We start from the raw sequence: 17600 nt of genomic DNA on the forward strand, positions 1-17600 counted from the left end.
TGACCGAGTGGGACATGTTCCGGGCGCTGGATCTGCGACGCCTGAAGGCGGCGCTGGCTGCTCCCGTGGTGGTGGACCTGCGCAATGTCTACCGCCCCGAGGAAATGCGCCACCACGGATTCCACTACGTCTCAATCGGACGGCCGTAATGACAACGAGCCCCCTCTTCCCCTGTGGGAGAGGGGAGCACGCCATCAACCGACCTGCTTCTGTGCGACCCCCATTCCCCAATTTAGCAATTCGTCCGCACGCTCGGGGGTTTTGGCCTCCACATAGACACGCAGTTCCGGTGCATTGCCCGATGGGCGGAAATGCACGACTTCGCCGTTCTTGGTGTTAATCCGGAAACCATCGCTGTTGTTGGTAGCTGCAACGCCGCCGAGGGGCGCCATGAGATCGGACAGGAAGCCTGCGTCCTGCTGGAGCCTCGACACGAACGCGATGCTCTTCTCGGTCGGCACATTCTGAAGCCGGTTGCTGGCCGCCGCCTTGAAAGCATAACCAGCGCCGATCTCCGCGAGAGGCTTCGATTGCTCGGCCACGGAGCCGAGGGCGCAGAGGATCGGCAGCATGGCATCGCGCGTGGGCAGAGCCGAGAGCTTGCGGCCTTTACGCTCCACATCGGAGCCCTGCAGAACGCCGCCATTGGCCTCGAACCCGACGACGACACGCGCTCCCGAGTGCGCGGCCTTGTTCATGCCTTCGATCACATAGGGCGATCCCACCTTCGTGCGGATCACGCTCGCGAAGGCGCCCGAATCCTCGAGCGCCGAGTTCGACGTGACCGGCGTCACGATGGTATCGGCGCCGAGATATTTTGCCGTGATCGCTCCGACGAGATCGCCGCGCAGAAACATGCCCGCGCCGTCCGAAATCAGAGGACGATCCGCATCGCCATCCGTGGACACGATGGCATCGAGCGTCTGCTCGCCGGCCCATTGCCTGGCGAGGATCTCGTCCTCCTGGCGCAGGGCTTCCGTGTCGACGGGGATGAAGCTCGTCGCGCGGCCCAGCGCGACGGCGCGCGCACCGAACGCCTCCAGCATCGACACGATCACATCGCGCGCGACCGAGGAATGCTGATAAACGCCGATGGTGAGGCCGTTGAGAGCCCCTGCCCCGAAGAAATCCTTGTAGCGTGCCTTGTAGGCTTCGATCAGATCGATATCGGGCTTCGCCGCCTGAACGCCGCGCGCATGGTCCGGCACGGTCATGACGGCAAGCTTGCCATGCCACGCGAGGATGCCGGCTTCGTCCTTCTTATCGATCTCACCTTGCGCCCGATAGAACTTCAGCCCGTTGCGATCCTCGGGGATATGGCTGCCCGTGACCATGATTGCCGGCAGGCCAAAGCGCATGCCGTGATAGGCCAGAGCCGGTGTCGGCAGCGCACCGCAATCGAGAGGCACGAGGCCCGATTCAGCCAGGGCTGCGCAGCAGAGCTGCGCGATGCTGGGGCTGCTCTCGCGAAGATCGCGGCCCACCAGCACGACGTTCTTCGCCGCGGCGGCCGAACCGTCTTCCTTCAACATTTCGGCGAAAGCGCGGGTATAGGCGAACGCTGGAACGCCGTTCAGTTCGGTCACGAGACCGCGCAGGCCGCTCGTGCCGAATTTGAGGGAAGACTGGACCGTTCCCGAACCCGTTTTCATTGCTTTGCCTATCTGTTTTCTTCAACGCAGCCGTGTCGCTTGCTCGAAGGAGAGGTTACCCCGGATGGCCGGGGATAGTTGAAGGGGCTGTATGCCAAATCAATACATCTCACGTCCCTCGCCTGAGGGGTCAAGAGACGTGAGGCGGACTACAATCTTGTCTCGGCGATGGCCAGGACATACTGGCCATAACTGCTCTTCGAGAGCTCGCGCCCCAGCGCCTGCAGGTGCTCACGATCGATCCAACCAAGGTTGAAAGCGATCTCTTCAGGGCAGGCGATGCGGAAGCCTTGGCGCTGTTCGAGCGCCCGCACGAAGCCGGCCGCTTCGAGCAAGGCGTCGGGCGTGCCCGTATCCAACCATGCATATCCGCGACCCATTTTTTCCACCTGAAGCTGCCCCATTTCCATATAAGCTCGGTTCACATCCGTGATCTCCAGCTCACCCCGTGCGGATGGTTTGAGCCGGGCTGCGATGTCCACGACCTGCGCATCGTAGAAATAGAGGCCTGTCACCGCCCAATTGGATTTCGGTTGCTTCGGCTTTTCCTCGATGGAGATCGCCCTCCCTTCCCGGTCGAACTGGACGACGCCGTAACGGAATGGATCGCTCACGTGATAGGCGAAGACACTCGCTCCGCCGGGCCGGCCGGACGCGGAGCGCATCAGCTCCGGCAGCCCATGGCCATAGAATACGTTGTCGCCCAGAATAAGTGCCGAAGGCTCGTTTCCTACGAAATCCGCGCCGATGATATAAGCCTGCGCCAGTCCTTCCGGCTTGGGCTGCTCCGCGTAGGACAGGCGGATGCCCCATTGCTCTCCGGTTCCGAGCAATTGCCTGAACCGGGGCAGATCGTCGGGCGTGGAGATGATGAGGATGTCCTGAATACCAGCCAGCATCAGCGTGGTGAGCGGGTAATAGATCATCGGCTTGTCGTAAATCGGCAGAAGCTGCTTCGATGTGACGAGAGTCATCGGATGCAGACGCGTGCCGCTGCCTCCCGCGAGAATGATGCCTTTCAAAGCCGGATTCCTTTCACGTCTAAGACAAGGCGATGCGTCATGTTCCCTGCCCTCAATCGAAACAGGCGGGAAGATCAGCAAGACGCGGATGCTTGCGGTCCTTCTCGGACAGGACAGCATCACCGGGAGCCACAGGCCATTCAATGCCCAGTGCGGGATCGTCGAAGGCAAGGCCGCGATCATGCGCCGCCGAGTAATAATTCGTCACCTTGTAAAGAACTTCCGTATCAGGCTCCAAGGTGCAGAAGCCGTGGGCGAAACCGATTGGCACGAGAAGCTGGCGCCAGTTTTCGGCGGACAATTCCACGGCCACGTGCCTGCCGAAAGTCGGCGATGATCTGCGCAGATCCACTGCTATATCGAGAATGCGCCCACGAACTACGCGCACGAGCTTATCCTGCGCAAAAGGTGTGGTCTGGAAATGCAGGCCGCGAATCGTACCCACTGTTTCGGACAGAGAGTGGTTATCCTGCACGAAGTCGAGCTCCACGCCAGCCTCTTCGTAGCGCTTGCGATTGTAGACCTCGGAGAAGAAACCGCGCCCATCATCGAAACGCTTCGGCGTCAGGATTTTCACATCGGGAATGGCGGTAGGCTCGATACCCAGCATCGTCGTCATCCAATCAAGTCTTTAGGCGACCACGCCGAGGCGTTCGCCCTGATAACCGCCGGAGCGCACACGCTCCCACCAGGGCCGGTTTTCGAGATACCACGCCACCGTCTTGCGCAACCCACTCTCGAACGTCTCGGCCGGAATCCAACCGAGATCGCGTTTGATCTTCGACGCGTCGATGGCGTAGCGCAGGTCATGCCCTGGTCGGTCGGGCACATAGGTGATGAGGCTTTCGCGCGGGCCGATGGACGCATCGGGCGCCAGCTCATCCACGAGCGCGCAGATGGCTTTCACCACATCGATATTCTTACGCTCGTTCCAGCCGCCGATATTGTAGTTCTCGCCCACCTGCCCCTTCTCGGCCGCGAGGATGAGGGCATCGGCGTGGTCGTCCACATAAAGCCAGTCGCGCACGTTCTCACCTTTGCCGTAGACCGGCAGAGGTTTGCCCTCCAGGGCATTGAGAATGATCAGCGGGATCAGCTTCTCGGGGAAGTGGTAGGGCCCGTAATTATTGGAGCAATTCGTGATGATGGTCGGCAGGCCGTAAGTGTGGTGCCATGCGCGCACGAAATGGTCCGAGGCCGCTTTCGAGGCGGAATACGGGGAGTTCGGCTGATAAGGGTAGGTCTCGTGGAAGAAGCCATCCTCCCCCAGCGAACCGAAAACTTCGTCCGTCGAGATATGGTGGAAGCGGAAATTGTCGCGCCGCTCGCCGCCCAAGTTGCGCCAGTAGCGCAGGCTCTCCTGCAGCAGCGCGAAAGTGCCGACCACATTGGTCTGGACGAAGGCGCCCGGTCCGTCGATGGAGCGGTCCACGTGGCTCTCTGCGGCCAAGTGCATGATCACGTCCGGCGCGAAACGCTCGATGACCTCCTGCATGCGCGCGGAATCCGCGATGTCGCAGCGCTCGAAGGAATAGCGGGGATCGTCCGAGACGGGAGCCAGAGAATCCAGGTTTCCAGCATAGGTCAGCTTGTCCACCACCAGAACATGGTGGGGCGTGCCCTCGATAAGGCGCCGCACGACCGCCGAGCCGATGAACCCGGCTCCGCCGGTAACGAGAAAGCGTTTGGTCATAGGCGTTTCATAAACCTTGGTCAATGGCAGAGGCGCGCGCCGAAGCAGCGGTTCCATTCAGCTGAAACCATCTGGTGTTTCAAAAACCCTCACATTTTCTTCATGCTGTTGCTATATTATGACCCCTTCGGAGCCAACAACAATCCCCAAGAACGGATAGCCAGTATGGTTTCGGGAGTCCACTCAAGAAGGCCAGCGCCTCTTGGCACGCAATCGGTCCACTTGGTTCGCATTTATTCCTGTTTGAAGGAGGGGCTCATTTCCATAGGGAGATACCCTCTTGGGCAATGGCGCGCTGCACGGCCTCTCGTTTCTCCAAGCGGCGGGCATGAGCGGTCCACGCTGGATAGGCGCCTTGCATGTTGCGGGACATGCGGTTCCCCCAACGGTAGAACACCAGAAGGTAAGGATCGACGACCGAGTAGCGGTCACCGACGGCCCAGGTTCTTTCCGTCAATTTCGCCTCGATCAAGGCGTAGGCTGACGAAAGGTGCTCTTCTCCCTTCTCGACGAGCGGCGGGAACATCGTCTCCTCAGGCAAGAAGTAGTCCGGCCGCCAGATCATGCGAACTGCTACGGCATGCACCGAACCGGAGAGCCAATTAAACCACTCCACGGATCGGACTATGCTTTCCGCATCAGTCCCTAACAGGTTCGAATCGGGATTCGTCAGGCCGAGATGAAGCAGAATGGCAGCCGCTTCGGTGAGCACGAAGTTATCGGCGGTCAGGACGGGAATGCGGCCTTTTGGGTTGAGCTGGCGAAACTCTTCGGTTTTGGCCTCGGGATGCCCGCTGGACATCAAAGCAAGCGTATATGGCCCACCGAGCTCTTCGAGGATGATGTGAGGGGCAAATGAACAAGCGCCCGGCGCGGCATGAAGTGTGTAGTGCATGGACGTTCCCCGAAGTCGCGCTTCAGCTCAGCTTGATGGGCGAGACGATACGAGCCTGAACCGTATCCGATCGGCACGGAGTTTCCGCTTGAGCTGGGCGTCGCATGACGCTCCTTGGAGCCCTGCCCCGCCGCGCAACGCTTCGAGTGATCGACGACTTACCGGCAAATTTTTTGAAATGCAGAGGTTTGGCTGGGGCGCCAGGATTCGAACCTGGGAATGGCGGTACCAAAAACCGCTGCCTTACCACTTGGCGACGCCCCAACGACGGGGCTGTACATAATCGGGCCGGGCGGCGCTGGCAACAGGGTTTTATGAGGGAAAATATATATGCCCAACGCGCAAATCTCCCCTTGCGGTGCCCCAAACCCGCCGCTATAAGTCCGGCCTCCCGATGATTATCGGTGTCGGAGTGTAGCGCAGTCTGGTAGCGCACCTCGTTCGGGACGAGGGGGTCGTAGGTTCGAATCCTATCACTCCGACCATTCCATCACTTCGACACATCATTCCCAACAGATGGCGAGAAGATGCCCGTGAGGGCACCTCCATCAATGCGTCGAGAAGCGATTATCGTCCTGATAAGTCTCGTAATGCACCGTCTGCGAGGGAATCGCCTCGAGCTGGCGTGACGCGCGCGGCCAGTCCTGGGGAGGCTCCGGCGCTTGCGGCATGTAGCGCGGGCGGAAGCGCAGGTCCACGAGGGCGCGCAGCTCGGGAGCGGCCAGATCGAGGACATTCGCATCGCGCCAGCGCCGATGCATCTTGGGCTTCCCCGTCATGCGGCCCCACATGCCCTGAACCTCTTCCTCCACCTGCAGGACGATGCGCCCGGTAAAGGTCTTGCGGAGATTAAAGCGTCCCGTCAGAGCCATTCAACTCTCCCAATGCTTTCACTTAAAGATAAAAACTGCATCCGTTAGTGAGATTGCTGCGCGACTGCTCAAGGAAATCTTGACCTTTTTGAAAGCCCACAACCTGTCACCGATAGGCAAATGCCCTTACGCGGCATGGGTTCCGGCGGCACGACGAAACGAAGCTTCACATTTGGGAGAAGTTGAGCGGCAGAACTTTGCCGGTTTAAAAAGGCAAAGCTGGACTACTAAATAAAGGAAACTTCAAAATCGGCAGACAAAACAAGAAGAGAGCGCGGGTACCCGGCAGGAAAAAGCGAAAAAATATCTTTTATGATCTGCGGGGTCTGGGCGAGAGGTCGATCGTCACGAGTTGACCGGTTCTGGGATCGAGGATCGTCATGTTGGCCTCCTGTGCTCTTGGCATGAGGAGAACGTACGACCGGCCTGAAGGATCAAGCGGCTTTGGGATCATGGTAAGCAATTCGTTACTGCAAGGTGTTCTGCCGCACCTTCAAACCGTCGAGCGCGACCGTTAAGAGTTCGCCGCACAGGGCCTCCGACATTGAATCGCGGCCCTTTCTTTTTTGGAGACGACTTCATGAATACCGCCAATCTCGAGACCGTGTGGGCGCCGCGCCTTTTGAGCGTCCTGCGCATCGTCGCAGCCCTCATTTTTATGGCGCACGGCACGCAGAAGATCCTGGGCTTCCCCTCCTCAGGCGGCGATCTGCCGGGAGCCTTCAGCCTCCCTTGGATCGCGGGCATGCTCGAATTGTTCGGCGGTGCGCTTCTGATCCTGGGCCTCTTAACGCGCCCGGTGGCCTTTGTTCTCTCCGGCCAGATGGCCGTCGCCTATTGGATGGCCCACGCTCCGAAGAGCCCCTTCCCCGCGCTCAATGGCGGCGATGCGGCAATCCTCTACTGCTTCGTGTTCCTGTTCCTGGTCGCGGCCGGCGGCGGCGCATGGAGCCTCGACAACATGATGCGCAAGAGCCGTTAAGCTCCGAGGCCGACAAGAAGGCGGGAGGCTAGAGCATCGTGCGCAAAAGTGGACCCGGTTTTGCGCACGATGCTCTTATTCAGAGAGACAGCATCGGATCGATCCAAAAAGTGCAAATCCACTTTTTGGATCGATGCTGTAGCGATAGCCTCCCGCTTTTTTATTCAGGTCCGGTCAGGGTCCGTGCCCGTCATGCGGCGAAGACGCTCGTCTTCGAGCTCTACATGAAGGGTGTCGTCATCCTCGTCGAGAGGATTGGGCATGAGGTCCGTCGTCAGGCCGGTCGTGGTGGATGCCGCGGCGCCGATGGGCGGAGCCGCCCCCTCCGAGCGCCAGTCACTCTCGGATCTGCCGGGCTCGACCCGTCCCTCGTCGTCGAGAATATCCACGACCCGGTCCATGTCGGCCTCGTCAACCCGTACCGTCACGAGCGCGCCTCCTTGGCGGACGCCCTCGGCATAGGCCTCCGCATCCTCGTGGCTGAGGCCAGCATCCGCGAGAACGCCCACGAATCCGCCCAGGGCTGCGCCCGCACCGGCGCCAACAAGGGTCGATACCAGCCAACCTGCTGCGATCACCGGGCCCAGGCCCGGCACCGCCACGGTTCCGAGCCCGGCCAGTAGGCCGGCGCCGCCGCCTGCGATGGTTCCCGCCGCAGCGCCCGCCCCTGCGAAATCGTGATCGGCTGTCTCGTCGTAGTCCCGCCCGGCATGATGGGAATGGACATTGTCGGCGTTGTTCGAGATCAGACTGATCTCGAAACCCGGAATCTGCGCGGCCTCAAGGCGCCGCACCGCCTTGGCGGCCTCGTCATAGGTGTTGAAGAAGGCGGTGATTCTGCGCTCGGCCATGAGGTCCCTCCCAATATTCGGCATGTCTCAAGGCTAATGTACCCTCTGCAATGAGGTTCCGTTCGTAGGCGGCTCATAGACCGTGCTGTCAGGCAAGCGGCCTTTGCGGACATGCGCCTCCATGCCACCTTCCGATATGGAAAGAATGTTGCTATTGTTCAGCAAAACAATGCCGGGCAAGGCGATTCAGGGGCGTCATCCATGCGACACATCCATCTCGACGAGGGCTTACGTTTGCGTTTTCCGGGCAGAAGCGAAGATTTCGACCAGGGTGTCGAGATCGGCATGTTGGCGGTCCTGATGGATCAGGAGATGCCCGAGTTCACCCGCTGGATTTCCAAGGTCAATCTCGGCCAGGTCGAGGCCATCGCCAAGCAGATGGGCTATCGCGTGATCGAGAACGGCAGCGATGAGGAATGGATCGACCTGACCTTCCGCCATCACAGCGTGAAGTCGAAGCCGAACCTCCGGCTCGTTCATTCGGTAGGCTGAGAGCCCTTTCTCTTCCCCAAACGAAAGAAGCCGCCCGAGGGCGGCTTCAATGCTTTTTGGTCTAGGCGCCTAAGCTTAGCCGTTGCGGCGGCTCACCAACCAGGCGGCCTGCATCAGGGCGACGGCGAGACCCGTCTTGACCAGGGTTGCGGCGATGAAGGGTGCTGCGCCGACGGTCCAGGCCTTGGCGAAGGGCATCACCAGCGAGAGCTGAGAGAGGCCGGCCACGAAGATCAGGGCGTGGCCGACGGTCATCATGACGATGACGCGCAGAAGCGAACGGTCCCAGCCGCGCTCGGCCATGAAGCCAACGGCGACGGCAGCTGCCAGGAAGCCGAAGAGGAAGCCGCCCGTGGGGCCCATGAGGTAGCCGATGCCGGCCACCGGGCCGGCGAAGACCGGGAGGCCCATGGCGCCCTGGAGCAGATAAGCCGCGATGGTAGCGCCGCCGAGACGCCAGCCGTAGGAAGCGCCGATGACCAGCACCGCCAGGGTTTGCAGCGTCATGGGGACGTAGGGCAGCGGCACCTGCACCTTGGCCGAGAGAGTGAGCAGCACGACACCAATGGCCATGAGGGCAATGGCGCGCAGCGCGGCGAAGCGGGCGTCGTTCCGGGACGGCCAGATCAGGCCGGCGAGGGTCGACGGAGAGGACAGCGAAGAAGCGCCGGTCGTCATGAATGAAAACTCCAGATCATTCCGCCATTCGCAGGCGGACTCATAAGCCTTATAGGTGGGTCTGGCCGGGGCCTCAAGCGGTCCTAAAGTTGTTTCCACTTGCGTGAAATCATCTCTATTTCTTCGTTGCGTCGCATTTTCGACGGCGAACCGGCAGAGATTTCCAAGGACCTTTCATGGCAGACGACCTCACCTTCGACACTCGCCCTCCTGCCCTCGCGGGGGAATGCATGCGCGTGAGCCCCCTCGTCCGCCGAATCGTCGCCAACAACCCTGGGCCCATCACCTTCACCGGCACCTGCACCTACATCGTCGGCACCGGCCAGGTCGCGATCATCGACCCGGGACCGGACAACCCGGAGCATATCGCGGCCCTGCTCGATGCCGTGAAGGGCGAGACGGTGACCCATGTCGTCATCACTCACACCCATCGGGACCACTCCCCCGCCTCCCGGGCGATCCAGGCCGCCACGGGCGCGCGCATCGTCGGCTGCGGGCCGCACCGGAGCGCCCGCCCGCTCTTTTCCGGCGAGATCAACAAGCTTGAAGCAAGCTCCGACAAGGATTACGCGCCCGATCAGGAGATGACCGAGGGCGATGCGATCCGGGGACCCGGCTGGACGCTGGAAGCCCTGGCCACTCCCGGCCACATGGCCAACCACCTCGCCTTTGCCCTGCCGGAAGAAAAGGCGCTGTTTTCCGGCGATCACGTGATGGCCTGGTCCACCACCGTGGTTGCGCCGCCCGATGGCTCGATGAGCGACTTCATGGCTTCCCTCGACAAGCTGAAAGGCCGGGACGAGACGCTCTATTGGCCTGGCCATGGCGGCCCCGTCCAGGATCCACAGCGCTTCGTGCGTGCCCTCACCCATCACCGCCGCCAGCGGGAAGCCTCGATCATGAACCGGCTGAATGCAGGCGACCGGACGATACCCGAGATCGTGGCCGCCATCTACCAGGGACTGAACCCGGCCCTCGTGGGAGCGGCAGGCCTCTCGGTCTTCGCGCATCTGGAAGATCTGGTCGCAAGGGGGCAAGCCGTGACGGATGGCATGCCCGCCCTCGACAGTGTTTACCGGCCTGCTTGAATTCCGATCAGTTCAGCGCGATCGCGAGGTCGGCGGTTGCCTCCAGGAAATCGCGGATGCGCTTGGCGTTCGTGCCGAGATCGTGAGTGCCGAACCGTGAGGCCGAGCGGATATCGATGCGGGTGCCGTCCACGCGCGGACGGATGCGGATCGTCACGTCCTCGGGAATTTTCAGGAGGAATGTGTGGTCCACCGCTTCGAGGCGGCCCGCACCGGTGCGCCCGCCGGGGGGCACGGCCTCAATCACCTGCCAGCCGAAATTCTGCGCGGCCTTCTGCACGAGACCGAAGGCTTCCTCCGGACCGACATCGAGGGTAAGAGGCGCGATCTGCACATAGGACTCACGCTGCAGCTCGCGCGCTTCCGGCGTTGCATCGGGCGGCACGCGCCCTGCCCGCGCGTCGAGCGCGGCACGGGAGCGGGAAAACTGAGGCGGGTCGTCCGTATCGGTGCTGACATCGCTGATCGCGGGGAGCGTCACGGCCTTGAGGCCCATATAGGCCGGATAACCGAGCACGAGGGCTGCGAGCACGAGGCCCTTGATGGCGCTGCCGAGGCCCCGCCTTCCCTCCTGCCAGATGCGGATGAAGGCCACGAGCGATAGGATCACGGCAAGAACCGCGACGGCGAGGCCGGTCCCGAGCGCGATGAAGCCCGATTGATAATCGATGCGCGCGAAGCGGATCAGCAAGACCGCGATCACCGTCACGACGAGCGAGAACCACGCCAGCCTGGGCGACCACTTTGCCGGACGGGAATAAGGTTCTTCGAGGATGAGGCGACGCATCAGGTGGGTTTACAGATCTCTTTGATGGCGCGCCACTCCTCTTGTGTGAGAAGAGGCTCGCCGGGCTTGGAAGGCACCAGTTTCTCCAGAGCTTTCAAGCGCTGATCGGTAACCGGGTGGGTAGACAGAAAAGCGGGAAGCTTGCTTTCGTTCCCATCCTCGTCATCTTCATCGCCTTCGATGCGTTTGAGCAACTGTGCCATCGGATGCGCGGGCCGCCCGAGAGTGATCATGGCCTGCCCGGCGAAGTCGTCCGCAGCCGTCTCGGCCTCGCGGGAGTGAGCGCTGTTGATGAGATATTCGCTGGCGAAGACGATCGCGCCGCCACCCGTCACATCGCCGAAGAGCAGGCCGAGAAGATAGGACGTTCCGCCCGACTGGATCATCTTGCGCAAGCCATCGCGATTAGCCACATGGCCGATCTCGTGAGCAAGGACGCCCGCTAGTTCATCGGCGGTTTCCGCCTTGTCGAGAAGCGCCTGGAAGACATAGATCTTGCCGCCCGGAAGCGCGATGGCGTTGGGGATCTTGGATTCGAGCACGGCGATGTCGAGATCGAGCTCGACGCCGTTTGCTTTCTTGAGACGGTTCGTGAGCGTCTCTAATGCAGCGATTCCGGGCTTCTCGCTGCAGACCTTGCCGCCGAGCAGCGCCTTCACCTGATTGTCCACCGCCGTGCCGAACCGCTTCTCGATGGCAGGCGGAATGAGCGGCGTCAGCTTCTCGGCGAAAATGGGGATCAGGAACGCGACGCAGAGGATGATGGAGGCTGCGGCCGCAAGCGACCAGAACAGGATGCGGCCCGTGCGCTCCTTCGATTCTCCACCGTCGAGGCGAAGGCAATGCGCGCGGATGGCGGCCTGATCGGTGGGATCGGTGACATCGAGCCGGGCAAGCAATGGGCCGCCATCACAGGTGAGACGCAGCATGCCCTCGGGCGCATCCTTGCGGCGCACGGCACCTGTCGGCCAGGAGGCAATCCACTCGCCTCCCTCGTTAATGTCGAGGCTGGATGCGGTGACCTTGAGGGAGACCGTCCTGCGCCGGGCGCTCTCGCCATCATAGAACACCGCATCCATGGTTCGACCTCAAATGCCTGCGTTGAAATCGAGCGCGTCGGCGAGGCCCTCGCCCAGCACGCCCGAAGGTTGGCCGGCAGCGACAGCCGCATCGAGCGCGGGCAGGTTGGACACGCTCGTCGAGCTAACGACGGCAGCCCAGAGACCGCGAGTGAAGAAGTAGCGCTTGATCACGCCGAACCCAAAGAAAAAGACCAAAACGGCAACCATGGTCATGATGCCGATGCTGACAGAGGCAGCGATCAGTTCAGCCTTCAAGACATCCAGAGGGTCCTCGAGGAACAATGCGCTCAATCCCACCAGAAGACCGGCAGCGAGGAGTGCCACGATGATGAGCCCAATGGACGAAAAAAGCACCTTGAAAAACAAACCATAGATCGAGCCTGCCCGAAGGTTGCTAGTCACGATGACACCGCCGAAGCGCAAGCCGTCGATATGCCAACGCGTGAACACAGCAAGCATCAGCGGCCAAAAGAAAATCAACGAGAAAATAGCTAGGAAAGCCAACGTGCCAAAAGCCAATGCATGCGTAGGATAAACCTTGGTCAGCATGAAACTGGTAGTGACGCTGCCGATGAAGACCGCAAGACCTAGAGCCCAAATCCACCAACCGCGCTTGAACAGCGTCCAGCCGGTTCCTAGGAAGTCGCCCTGAACCGTACCGAAATAGGTATGACGCATCCGGTAGCGCTCAAGAGAGGCCATTGCCCATGGAAGAGCAAGGCCGAGGGTGAGAATCACCGCGAGATCCCACAAAACCGCGCGGAGCGTGTAGGCCCAGCCGGAGCCCTTCATCCAGAAGCGTATGCCCCGGAAGATCGTTCGCGTAGCGCGATACCGGCGGGCGCGATAGCTCCCGAAATGGGCAAGCACGTACATGATGAAAAAGAGCGGCAAGCTCGCGAAAGCTCTTAGCTCTTCAAGCATCAAGGCAACAATGAAATTGCCGATATAGATCGGCGCCAGAACGGCGAGCGCGATCAGGAAGCCGATCAGCAACTCCTTCGCAGTGCCGGTATACTCGAAAGCCTCGCCCTCGACCTGTGTATTGGCCCAGAGATGGCGGCGGATCTTCGTGTTGAGCCAGAAACGGTAGAAACCGAACGTGGGGATCTGAAGCAGGCTTCCTTTGATCAGCATCTTCAGGAATTCACCCCGCATGCCCGCGAATGACATACGGGATGGTTGTGGCGCGGTGAGCCGAAAGCTGGCTGGGGCGTTCATGGTTTCAACCTACAGGGAAGTCTCACAACGCCTTAGCATGATCTTGTTATTTTGGAACATTATGCTTTCCGACCGCTCAGCATTATTCACTCTTTCCGTGACGTTTGTCTCAAGAGCCAGATCGCGAGCCCACAAACTTCGAGGGATGACGGGACAGATTGTTTCGATGTAAACTGTCAGTCTGTATCAGGAGCCTGCCTTTGACGTCCCCGTCCCCTGCCACTCTCGACCAGGAAGCGGATCCGCTTCGCATCTGGTTCCGCTTCATCCGCCTGCATCGCCGCGCCATGAACACGGTCGCCAGCGAGCTGAAGGTGCTGGGCCTCTCGATCCCGCAATTCGACCTGCTCTCCACCCTGACCGAGCGCGAGGGCATGAGTCAGCAGGAGCTGGCGGAACGGCTCTACGTGACGAAGGGCAATGTCTCCGGCCTGCTCGATCGCATGGTGGAGGCCGACCTCGTGGAGCGGCGCGCGATTCCGGGAGACCGGCGCTCCAACGCTCTCTATCTCACGAAGAAAGGCCGCGACCTTGCCGAGAAGGGCATCGCGGCCCAGCGCGCCTATGTGACGCGGAGCCTCGGGTCCCTCCCCGCCGAGGATCTGGCCGATCTCGAACGCATCGTCCTTGCGTGGCGCGAGCGGGCCCGCGCGGACGAGGAAGCGACGCTCGCCCGATTGCGGGGATAACCCTCATGTTCGACGCCATCGCCTTCGCGGGAGGCGGCAACCGCTGCTACTGGCAAGGCGGCTTCTGGGAGGCCGCGTCTCCCCTGCTCAGCCTCAAGCCGAGCCTGATCGCCGGCGTGAGCGCGGGCGCCTGGTCCGCCTGCTACAGCCTGCTCGGCCTCGGCCAACGCGTGAATGCCATGGTCGTGGAAGGATGCAGCCAGGGGCGGCGCAATTTCGAGTGGCGCGCATGGCGCAGCGAGGGCTCGCCCTGGCCGGTCGCCTTCATGTATCGCAGCCTTATCGAGGCGATCATCGACGATGCGGCGCTAGAGCGTCTCAAGCGCGGTCCCGACGTCCTGATCGGACTCGCCCGCAAGCCGCGACGCCTTCCGCTGGCCCTCGCGGTGCCGCTCGGCATCGCCACCTACCAGATCGAGAAGAAATGGCGCTCTCCCGTGCATCCGCGCGGCGGCAGGGCGCTCGGCTTCAGCCCTGAATTCCTGCACATGCAGGATCTGTCATCAGCCGCCGAACTCTCGGCGGCGCTCATGGCAAGCGCCAGCGTGCCGCCCTTCATGCCCATAGGCCGCGTCGGAGGCATGGCGGCGCTCGATGGCGGCCTCGTCGACAACGTGCCCATCGAGCCGCTGCTGCCGGTGGAGGCCGAAGGCGGCAGGACATTGGTCATTCTCTCCCGGCTCTACCGCACCTTTCCGCAGGTCGAAGGCCGCACCTACATCCAGCCGTCCGGACCGGTCCCCGTCGGGCAATTCGACATCACCAACCCGGCCGGGATCAGGGGAGCCTATGAGATGGGTCTGAGGGACGGCGAGGCTTTCGCGAAGCGTGTGCGGGCACACAGAGCCTGACGATACGTAGCCTTTAAAGCTGCATACCTATCGCAACGTAAGCTTTGAAGGGCACGCATATGACACCACGCTGGATCGAATCCCTTCTGTCGAGCAGCATGACGGAAACGACGGCTCGCATCGTCCTGACCTTCCCATTCTGGGGAAGCGGGCTTGCGAAATTGCTCAACTTCCCGGGCGGCATGGCGGAGATGAGCCAGTTTGGCCTGGAGCCCGCGTGGTTTTACAACAGCCTGACGATCTTCGTTCAACTGACGGGCTCGGCCCTCATCATCACGAATCGTCTGACCTGGCTCGGCGCCGGCGCGCTCGGCATCTTCACCTTCCTCACCATTCCCATTGTCCATGCCTTCTGGCGTTTCGATGGCGAGCAGGCGATCAGGGCGTTCCATACCTCCGGCGAGCATATGGGCATGATCGGCGCGCTGGTTCTCGTCTCCATTCTGGCTGTGCGCTCAAAGCCCGCGCCTGCATCGGAGGATGAGACATTTGGCCTGCCCCTGCCTGGCGCCCCTCTGCAAGACGATAGATTGTTGCGCCATTAATCTTGGATTAAGCTTGAATCCAGCATCTGTTGGAAAAGCAGAGCAAAAGCCGCCCGCCGCCCTGATGGGGCCACGGCGGAACAAAATATCGGGGTGGACCAAAGGCTGCACCCGAACAGGAGGATACGCCATGACCAAGCAAGCTCAGATCCTGGAGCAACGCTCCAACGGCGAAACCGACGCGTCGGTCGTCCCGGCCTTCAAGCCCGTCGCCCTTCCCGCCCTCGCCGCCGCCATGCGCTCGGCTCGGACGCAACCGAGCAAGCCGAAGGAAACCGCACCGCCGGCGATCCTTCGCAAGGAAGCGGTGGTGGGCCGCTAAGCCCCAAACAAAAAAGCGCCCTTCGGGGCGCTTTTCTTTTCTTGCATCAGCGAAAGCAGGCTCGCCGTTATCGGACGATGACCTTCGTGTTCAGGGCGACCCGGTTGTAGAGGTCGATCACGTCGATGTTGCGCATGCGGATGCAGCCGGACGACACGGCCAGTCCGATCTTCTCCGGCTCGTTGGTGCCGTGGATGCGGTAGAGCGTGTCCTGATTGCCCTCGTAGAGGTAGAGAGCACGGGCGCCGAGCGGGTTGTTGGGACCGCCCTTCGTGAACTGCACGTGCGGCCAGCGGACCTTCATCTCGGCGGGCGGGTTCCAATCCGGCCATTCCGCTTTGCGGGCAATGCGCGTGGTGCCGGTGAAGCCATAAGCCTCGTCGCCGACAGCAACGCCGTAGCGAATGGCCTTCTTGTTGTCCTGCACGTAGTAGAGGAAGCGGTTCTTGGTATCCACGACGATGGTGCCGGGCGCCTCGCCGGTCGGATCCTCGACGATATAGCGGGCATAGCGCGGCTCTTCCTGGGCCTTCGGCACCTGCGCCATCCATTCCGTATCGCGAGCAGAAACCTGGGGTTCCGGCACGCCTTGGAAAGTACAGCCGGCCAGGACGGTCAGGGTTGCGGCGAGAACGAGAAGGCGAGAGAGGCGCATTGGAAAGAGCTCTACTGCGCTGCTCAAAAAAGCAGCTGTTGAAACGTTACGTCGCGACACAGGAACAACTTACCTTACGTCATCCCGACGAATCATCCGAACAATGGCACGGCTGCAGCCGAATGGGTGTTGCATTGCAACAACATGGACAACGGCTTGAGAGGCTGCGACACTCTTTGTCCACGCCATTTAAGGGCATTCATGTCCACACTTTATGTCAGCCATCCTGCCAGCCTCGATCACTTGACGCCTCCGGGCCATCCGGAGCGGCCCGACCGCATCCGCGCCATCGAGCGCGCGCTTGAGAAGGAGCGCTTCACGACCCTCGTCCGTGACAGTGCCCCAATGGCCGAAATGGACAGTCTGACCCTCGCGCATCCTGAGGATTACGTGGTTCGCTTACGCGACATCAGTCCCCGGGAGGGCTGGGCGCGGATCGATGAGGACACGGTCATGTCCCCCGGCACTTACGAGGCCGCCCTGCGGGGCGCGGGCGGGGCCGTGAAGGCTGTCGATGACGTCATGTCCGGCCGCGCGACCAATGCCTTCGTCGCCATGCGTCCGCCCGGCCATCATGCCGAGCGCATCAAAGCCATGGGCTTCTGCTTCTTCAACAACGCCGCCATCGCCGCGCGCCATGCGCAGAAGCGGTTTGGCGCGGAGCGCGTGGCCATCTTCGATTGGGACGTCCACCACGGCAACGGCACGCAGGACATCTTCTGGAGCGATGCCAGCGTTCTCTACTGCTCGACCCATGAGGCACCGCTCTATCCCGGCACGGGCGCGGTTTCGGAGAGGGGCGAGCACAACACCATCGTCAATGCACCGCTCAGCGCAGGCGACGGCAGCGAGGCGTTCCGCATGGCGGTGGAGCAGATCGTGCTGCCGCGCATCGATGCCTTCGCGCCCGATCTCATCATCATCTCGGCCGGCTTCGACGCCCATTGGCGCGACCCGCTCGCCAGCCTCAACCTCACGGAAACGGATTTCGCCTGGGCCACGCGCAGGCTCATGGACCTCGCCGACCGCCATTGCGGCCATCGCATCGTTTCGGTGCTCGAGGGCGGCTACGATCTCGAGGGATTATCGAAGTCGGTTGCATTTCATCTCGACGCCCTGATGGGACGTGAGATTAATACTTAACGTTCACACACGTCGCTGTCATGGCCGGGCTTGTCCCGGCCACCCCGTTCCGAAGAGCACGGCGCCTCGATGCATCGGGA

The 17600-nt window shown here is 61.6% G+C and carries 20 protein-coding genes, 2 tRNA genes and 1 pseudogene; 10 read left to right on the forward strand and 13 right to left on the reverse strand.

The features are described 5' to 3' along the window. A pseudogene (locus tag AB4Y85_RS06285) lies at positions 1 to 149 on the forward strand (UDP-glucose 6-dehydrogenase); the annotation flags it as partial. Between the two features lie 45 nt (positions 150 to 194). Here the strand turns inward: AB4Y85_RS06285 and AB4Y85_RS06290 are convergent. The 6 genes from AB4Y85_RS06290 to AB4Y85_RS06315 all read right to left on the reverse strand — a co-directional run bounded on the left by AB4Y85_RS06290 (position 195) and on the right by AB4Y85_RS06315 (position 5526). Then, entirely contained in the window at positions 195 to 1652 is a 1458-nt protein-coding gene (locus AB4Y85_RS06290; RefSeq protein WP_441984019.1) for a phosphomannomutase, read from the reverse strand. Positions 1653 to 1801: 149 nt separating this feature from the next. After that, positions 1802 to 2674: a glucose-1-phosphate thymidylyltransferase RfbA gene (gene rfbA / locus AB4Y85_RS06295; protein ID WP_441984020.1), complete on the reverse strand. Its 873-nt coding sequence runs from the start codon at positions 2672 to 2674 to the stop codon at positions 1802 to 1804. 52 nt (positions 2675 to 2726) lie between these two features. Further along, complete coding sequence (gene rfbC / locus AB4Y85_RS06300) at positions 2727 to 3284, reverse strand: dTDP-4-dehydrorhamnose 3,5-epimerase (protein WP_441984333.1); 558 nt, start codon at positions 3282 to 3284, stop codon at positions 2727 to 2729. Positions 3285 to 3305: 21 nt separating this feature from the next. Beyond that, the gene (gene rfbB / locus AB4Y85_RS06305; RefSeq protein ID WP_441984021.1) at positions 3306 to 4367 is read right to left on the reverse strand and encodes a dTDP-glucose 4,6-dehydratase; all 1062 of its coding nucleotides are present in this window, start codon (positions 4365 to 4367) and stop codon (positions 3306 to 3308) included. 256 nt (positions 4368 to 4623) lie between these two features. Further along, on the reverse strand, positions 4624 to 5262 hold the full coding sequence (locus AB4Y85_RS06310; protein ID WP_441984022.1) for a glutathione S-transferase family protein: 639 nt from the start codon (positions 5260 to 5262) through the stop codon (positions 4624 to 4626). Positions 5263 to 5451: 189 nt separating this feature from the next. Continuing rightward, positions 5452 to 5526 (reverse strand) — tRNA-Gln (locus AB4Y85_RS06315). A gap of 144 nt (positions 5527 to 5670) precedes the next feature. Here AB4Y85_RS06315 and AB4Y85_RS06320 point away from each other — a divergent pair. After that, a tRNA-Pro gene (locus AB4Y85_RS06320) sits at positions 5671 to 5747 on the forward strand. 63 nt (positions 5748 to 5810) lie between these two features. Here the strand turns inward: AB4Y85_RS06320 and AB4Y85_RS06325 are convergent. After that, entirely contained in the window at positions 5811 to 6134 is a 324-nt protein-coding gene (locus AB4Y85_RS06325; RefSeq protein WP_441984023.1) for a hypothetical protein, read from the reverse strand. Between the two features lie 580 nt (positions 6135 to 6714). Between AB4Y85_RS06325 and AB4Y85_RS06330 the strand changes: the two genes are divergently transcribed. Next, a complete protein-coding gene (locus AB4Y85_RS06330) occupies positions 6715 to 7116 on the forward strand; it encodes a DoxX family protein (protein WP_441984024.1) in 402 nt (133 codons plus the stop codon). Between the two features lie 164 nt (positions 7117 to 7280). Here AB4Y85_RS06330 and AB4Y85_RS06335 read toward each other — a convergent pair whose 3' ends face one another. Then, positions 7281 to 7967 (reverse strand): hypothetical protein, encoded by a 687-nt coding sequence (locus AB4Y85_RS06335; RefSeq protein ID WP_441984025.1) that lies wholly within the window; start codon positions 7965 to 7967, stop codon positions 7281 to 7283. Between the two features lie 201 nt (positions 7968 to 8168). Here AB4Y85_RS06335 and AB4Y85_RS06340 point away from each other — a divergent pair, with 201 nt between their 5' ends. Further along, positions 8169 to 8459 carry a hypothetical protein gene (locus tag AB4Y85_RS06340; protein ID WP_441984026.1) on the forward strand — a complete coding sequence of 97 codons (291 nt, stop codon included), beginning with the start codon at positions 8169 to 8171 and terminating at the stop codon, positions 8457 to 8459. Positions 8460 to 8534: 75 nt separating this feature from the next. Here AB4Y85_RS06340 and AB4Y85_RS06345 read toward each other — a convergent pair whose 3' ends face one another. Next, a complete protein-coding gene (locus tag AB4Y85_RS06345) occupies positions 8535 to 9137 on the reverse strand; it encodes a biotin transporter BioY (RefSeq protein WP_441984027.1) in 603 nt (200 codons plus the stop codon). A 176-nt stretch (positions 9138 to 9313) separates the two neighbouring features. Here AB4Y85_RS06345 and AB4Y85_RS06350 point away from each other — a divergent pair, with 176 nt between their 5' ends. Further along, complete coding sequence (locus AB4Y85_RS06350) at positions 9314 to 10225, forward strand: MBL fold metallo-hydrolase (protein WP_441984028.1); 912 nt, start codon at positions 9314 to 9316, stop codon at positions 10223 to 10225. Between the two features lie 7 nt (positions 10226 to 10232). Here the strand turns inward: AB4Y85_RS06350 and AB4Y85_RS06355 are convergent, their stop codons facing one another. Genes AB4Y85_RS06355 through AB4Y85_RS06365 form a run of 3 tightly spaced genes read right to left on the reverse strand, consistent with a single transcriptional unit; the run spans position 10233 to position 13315 of the window. Further along, entirely contained in the window at positions 10233 to 11012 is a 780-nt protein-coding gene (locus AB4Y85_RS06355) for a DUF1499 domain-containing protein (RefSeq protein WP_441984029.1), read from the reverse strand. Then, complete coding sequence (locus tag AB4Y85_RS06360; protein WP_441984030.1) at positions 11012 to 12091, reverse strand: M48 family metallopeptidase; 1080 nt, start codon at positions 12089 to 12091, stop codon at positions 11012 to 11014. The genes AB4Y85_RS06355 and AB4Y85_RS06360 overlap by 1 nt, the downstream gene beginning before the upstream one ends. A 9-nt stretch (positions 12092 to 12100) precedes the next feature. After that, positions 12101 to 13315 carry a DUF898 family protein gene (locus tag AB4Y85_RS06365; RefSeq protein ID WP_441984031.1) on the reverse strand — a complete coding sequence of 405 codons (1215 nt, stop codon included), beginning with the start codon at positions 13313 to 13315 and terminating at the stop codon, positions 12101 to 12103. Between the two features lie 200 nt (positions 13316 to 13515). Here AB4Y85_RS06365 and AB4Y85_RS06370 point away from each other — a divergent pair, with 200 nt between their 5' ends. The 4 genes from AB4Y85_RS06370 (at position 13516) to AB4Y85_RS06385 (ending at position 15722) form a co-directional block, all read left to right on the forward strand. Further along, on the forward strand, positions 13516 to 14004 hold the full coding sequence (locus AB4Y85_RS06370) for a MarR family winged helix-turn-helix transcriptional regulator (RefSeq protein ID WP_441984032.1): 489 nt from the start codon (positions 13516 to 13518) through the stop codon (positions 14002 to 14004). A 5-nt stretch (positions 14005 to 14009) separates the two neighbouring features. Further along, complete coding sequence (locus tag AB4Y85_RS06375) at positions 14010 to 14855, forward strand: patatin-like phospholipase family protein (protein WP_441984033.1); 846 nt, start codon at positions 14010 to 14012, stop codon at positions 14853 to 14855. Between the two features lie 59 nt (positions 14856 to 14914). Continuing rightward, complete coding sequence (locus AB4Y85_RS06380; RefSeq protein ID WP_441984034.1) at positions 14915 to 15400, forward strand: DoxX family protein; 486 nt, start codon at positions 14915 to 14917, stop codon at positions 15398 to 15400. Positions 15401 to 15530: 130 nt separating this feature from the next. Then, positions 15531 to 15722, forward strand: coding sequence for a hypothetical protein (locus tag AB4Y85_RS06385; RefSeq protein WP_441984035.1), 192 nt, complete (start codon positions 15531 to 15533; stop codon positions 15720 to 15722). 67 nt (positions 15723 to 15789) lie between these two features. Here the strand turns inward: AB4Y85_RS06385 and AB4Y85_RS06390 are convergent, their stop codons facing one another. Further along, positions 15790 to 16377, reverse strand: coding sequence for a L,D-transpeptidase (locus AB4Y85_RS06390; RefSeq protein WP_441984036.1), 588 nt, complete (start codon positions 16375 to 16377; stop codon positions 15790 to 15792). A 201-nt stretch (positions 16378 to 16578) separates the two neighbouring features. On the opposite strand from AB4Y85_RS06390, the gene AB4Y85_RS06395 reads away from it, so the two are divergent. After that, entirely contained in the window at positions 16579 to 17520 is a 942-nt protein-coding gene (locus AB4Y85_RS06395; RefSeq protein ID WP_441984037.1) for a histone deacetylase family protein, read from the forward strand. Positions 17521 to 17600 lie beyond the last annotated feature (80 nt).

Origin of the sequence: Microvirga sp. 2YAF29 (genome assembly GCF_052114605.1) — a bacterium.
Classification (GTDB): domain Bacteria; phylum Pseudomonadota; class Alphaproteobacteria; order Rhizobiales; family Beijerinckiaceae; genus Microvirga.

Coding starts and splice junctions, on each gene's coding strand:
- AB4Y85_RS06380 (WP_441984034.1), top strand. CDS start 14,915: ATGACACCACGCTGGATCGAATCCCTTCTGTCGAGCAGCATGACGGAA.
- AB4Y85_RS06335 (WP_441984025.1), bottom strand. CDS start 7,967: ATGGCCGAGCGCAGAATCACCGCCTTCTTCAACACCTATGACGAGGCC.
- AB4Y85_RS06345 (WP_441984027.1), bottom strand. CDS start 9,137: ATGACGACCGGCGCTTCTTCGCTGTCCTCTCCGTCGACCCTCGCCGGC.
- rfbB (WP_441984021.1), bottom strand. CDS start 4,367: ATGACCAAACGCTTTCTCGTTACCGGCGGAGCCGGGTTCATCGGCTCG.
- AB4Y85_RS06375 (WP_441984033.1), top strand. CDS start 14,010: ATGTTCGACGCCATCGCCTTCGCGGGAGGCGGCAACCGCTGCTACTGG.
- AB4Y85_RS06395 (WP_441984037.1), top strand. CDS start 16,579: ATGTCCACACTTTATGTCAGCCATCCTGCCAGCCTCGATCACTTGACG.
- AB4Y85_RS06350 (WP_441984028.1), top strand. CDS start 9,314: ATGGCAGACGACCTCACCTTCGACACTCGCCCTCCTGCCCTCGCGGGG.
- AB4Y85_RS06340 (WP_441984026.1), top strand. CDS start 8,169: ATGCGACACATCCATCTCGACGAGGGCTTACGTTTGCGTTTTCCGGGC.
- rfbC (WP_441984333.1), bottom strand. CDS start 3,284: ATGCTGGGTATCGAGCCTACCGCCATTCCCGATGTGAAAATCCTGACG.
- AB4Y85_RS06310 (WP_441984022.1), bottom strand. CDS start 5,262: ATGCACTACACACTTCATGCCGCGCCGGGCGCTTGTTCATTTGCCCCT.
- AB4Y85_RS06290 (WP_441984019.1), bottom strand. CDS start 1,652: ATGAAAACGGGTTCGGGAACGGTCCAGTCTTCCCTCAAATTCGGCACG.
- AB4Y85_RS06325 (WP_441984023.1), bottom strand. CDS start 6,134: ATGGCTCTGACGGGACGCTTTAATCTCCGCAAGACCTTTACCGGGCGC.
- AB4Y85_RS06330 (WP_441984024.1), top strand. CDS start 6,715: ATGAATACCGCCAATCTCGAGACCGTGTGGGCGCCGCGCCTTTTGAGC.
- AB4Y85_RS06365 (WP_441984031.1), bottom strand. CDS start 13,315: ATGAACGCCCCAGCCAGCTTTCGGCTCACCGCGCCACAACCATCCCGT.
- AB4Y85_RS06355 (WP_441984029.1), bottom strand. CDS start 11,012: ATGCGTCGCCTCATCCTCGAAGAACCTTATTCCCGTCCGGCAAAGTGG.
- AB4Y85_RS06385 (WP_441984035.1), top strand. CDS start 15,531: ATGACCAAGCAAGCTCAGATCCTGGAGCAACGCTCCAACGGCGAAACC.
- AB4Y85_RS06360 (WP_441984030.1), bottom strand. CDS start 12,091: ATGGATGCGGTGTTCTATGATGGCGAGAGCGCCCGGCGCAGGACGGTC.
- AB4Y85_RS06390 (WP_441984036.1), bottom strand. CDS start 16,377: ATGCGCCTCTCTCGCCTTCTCGTTCTCGCCGCAACCCTGACCGTCCTG.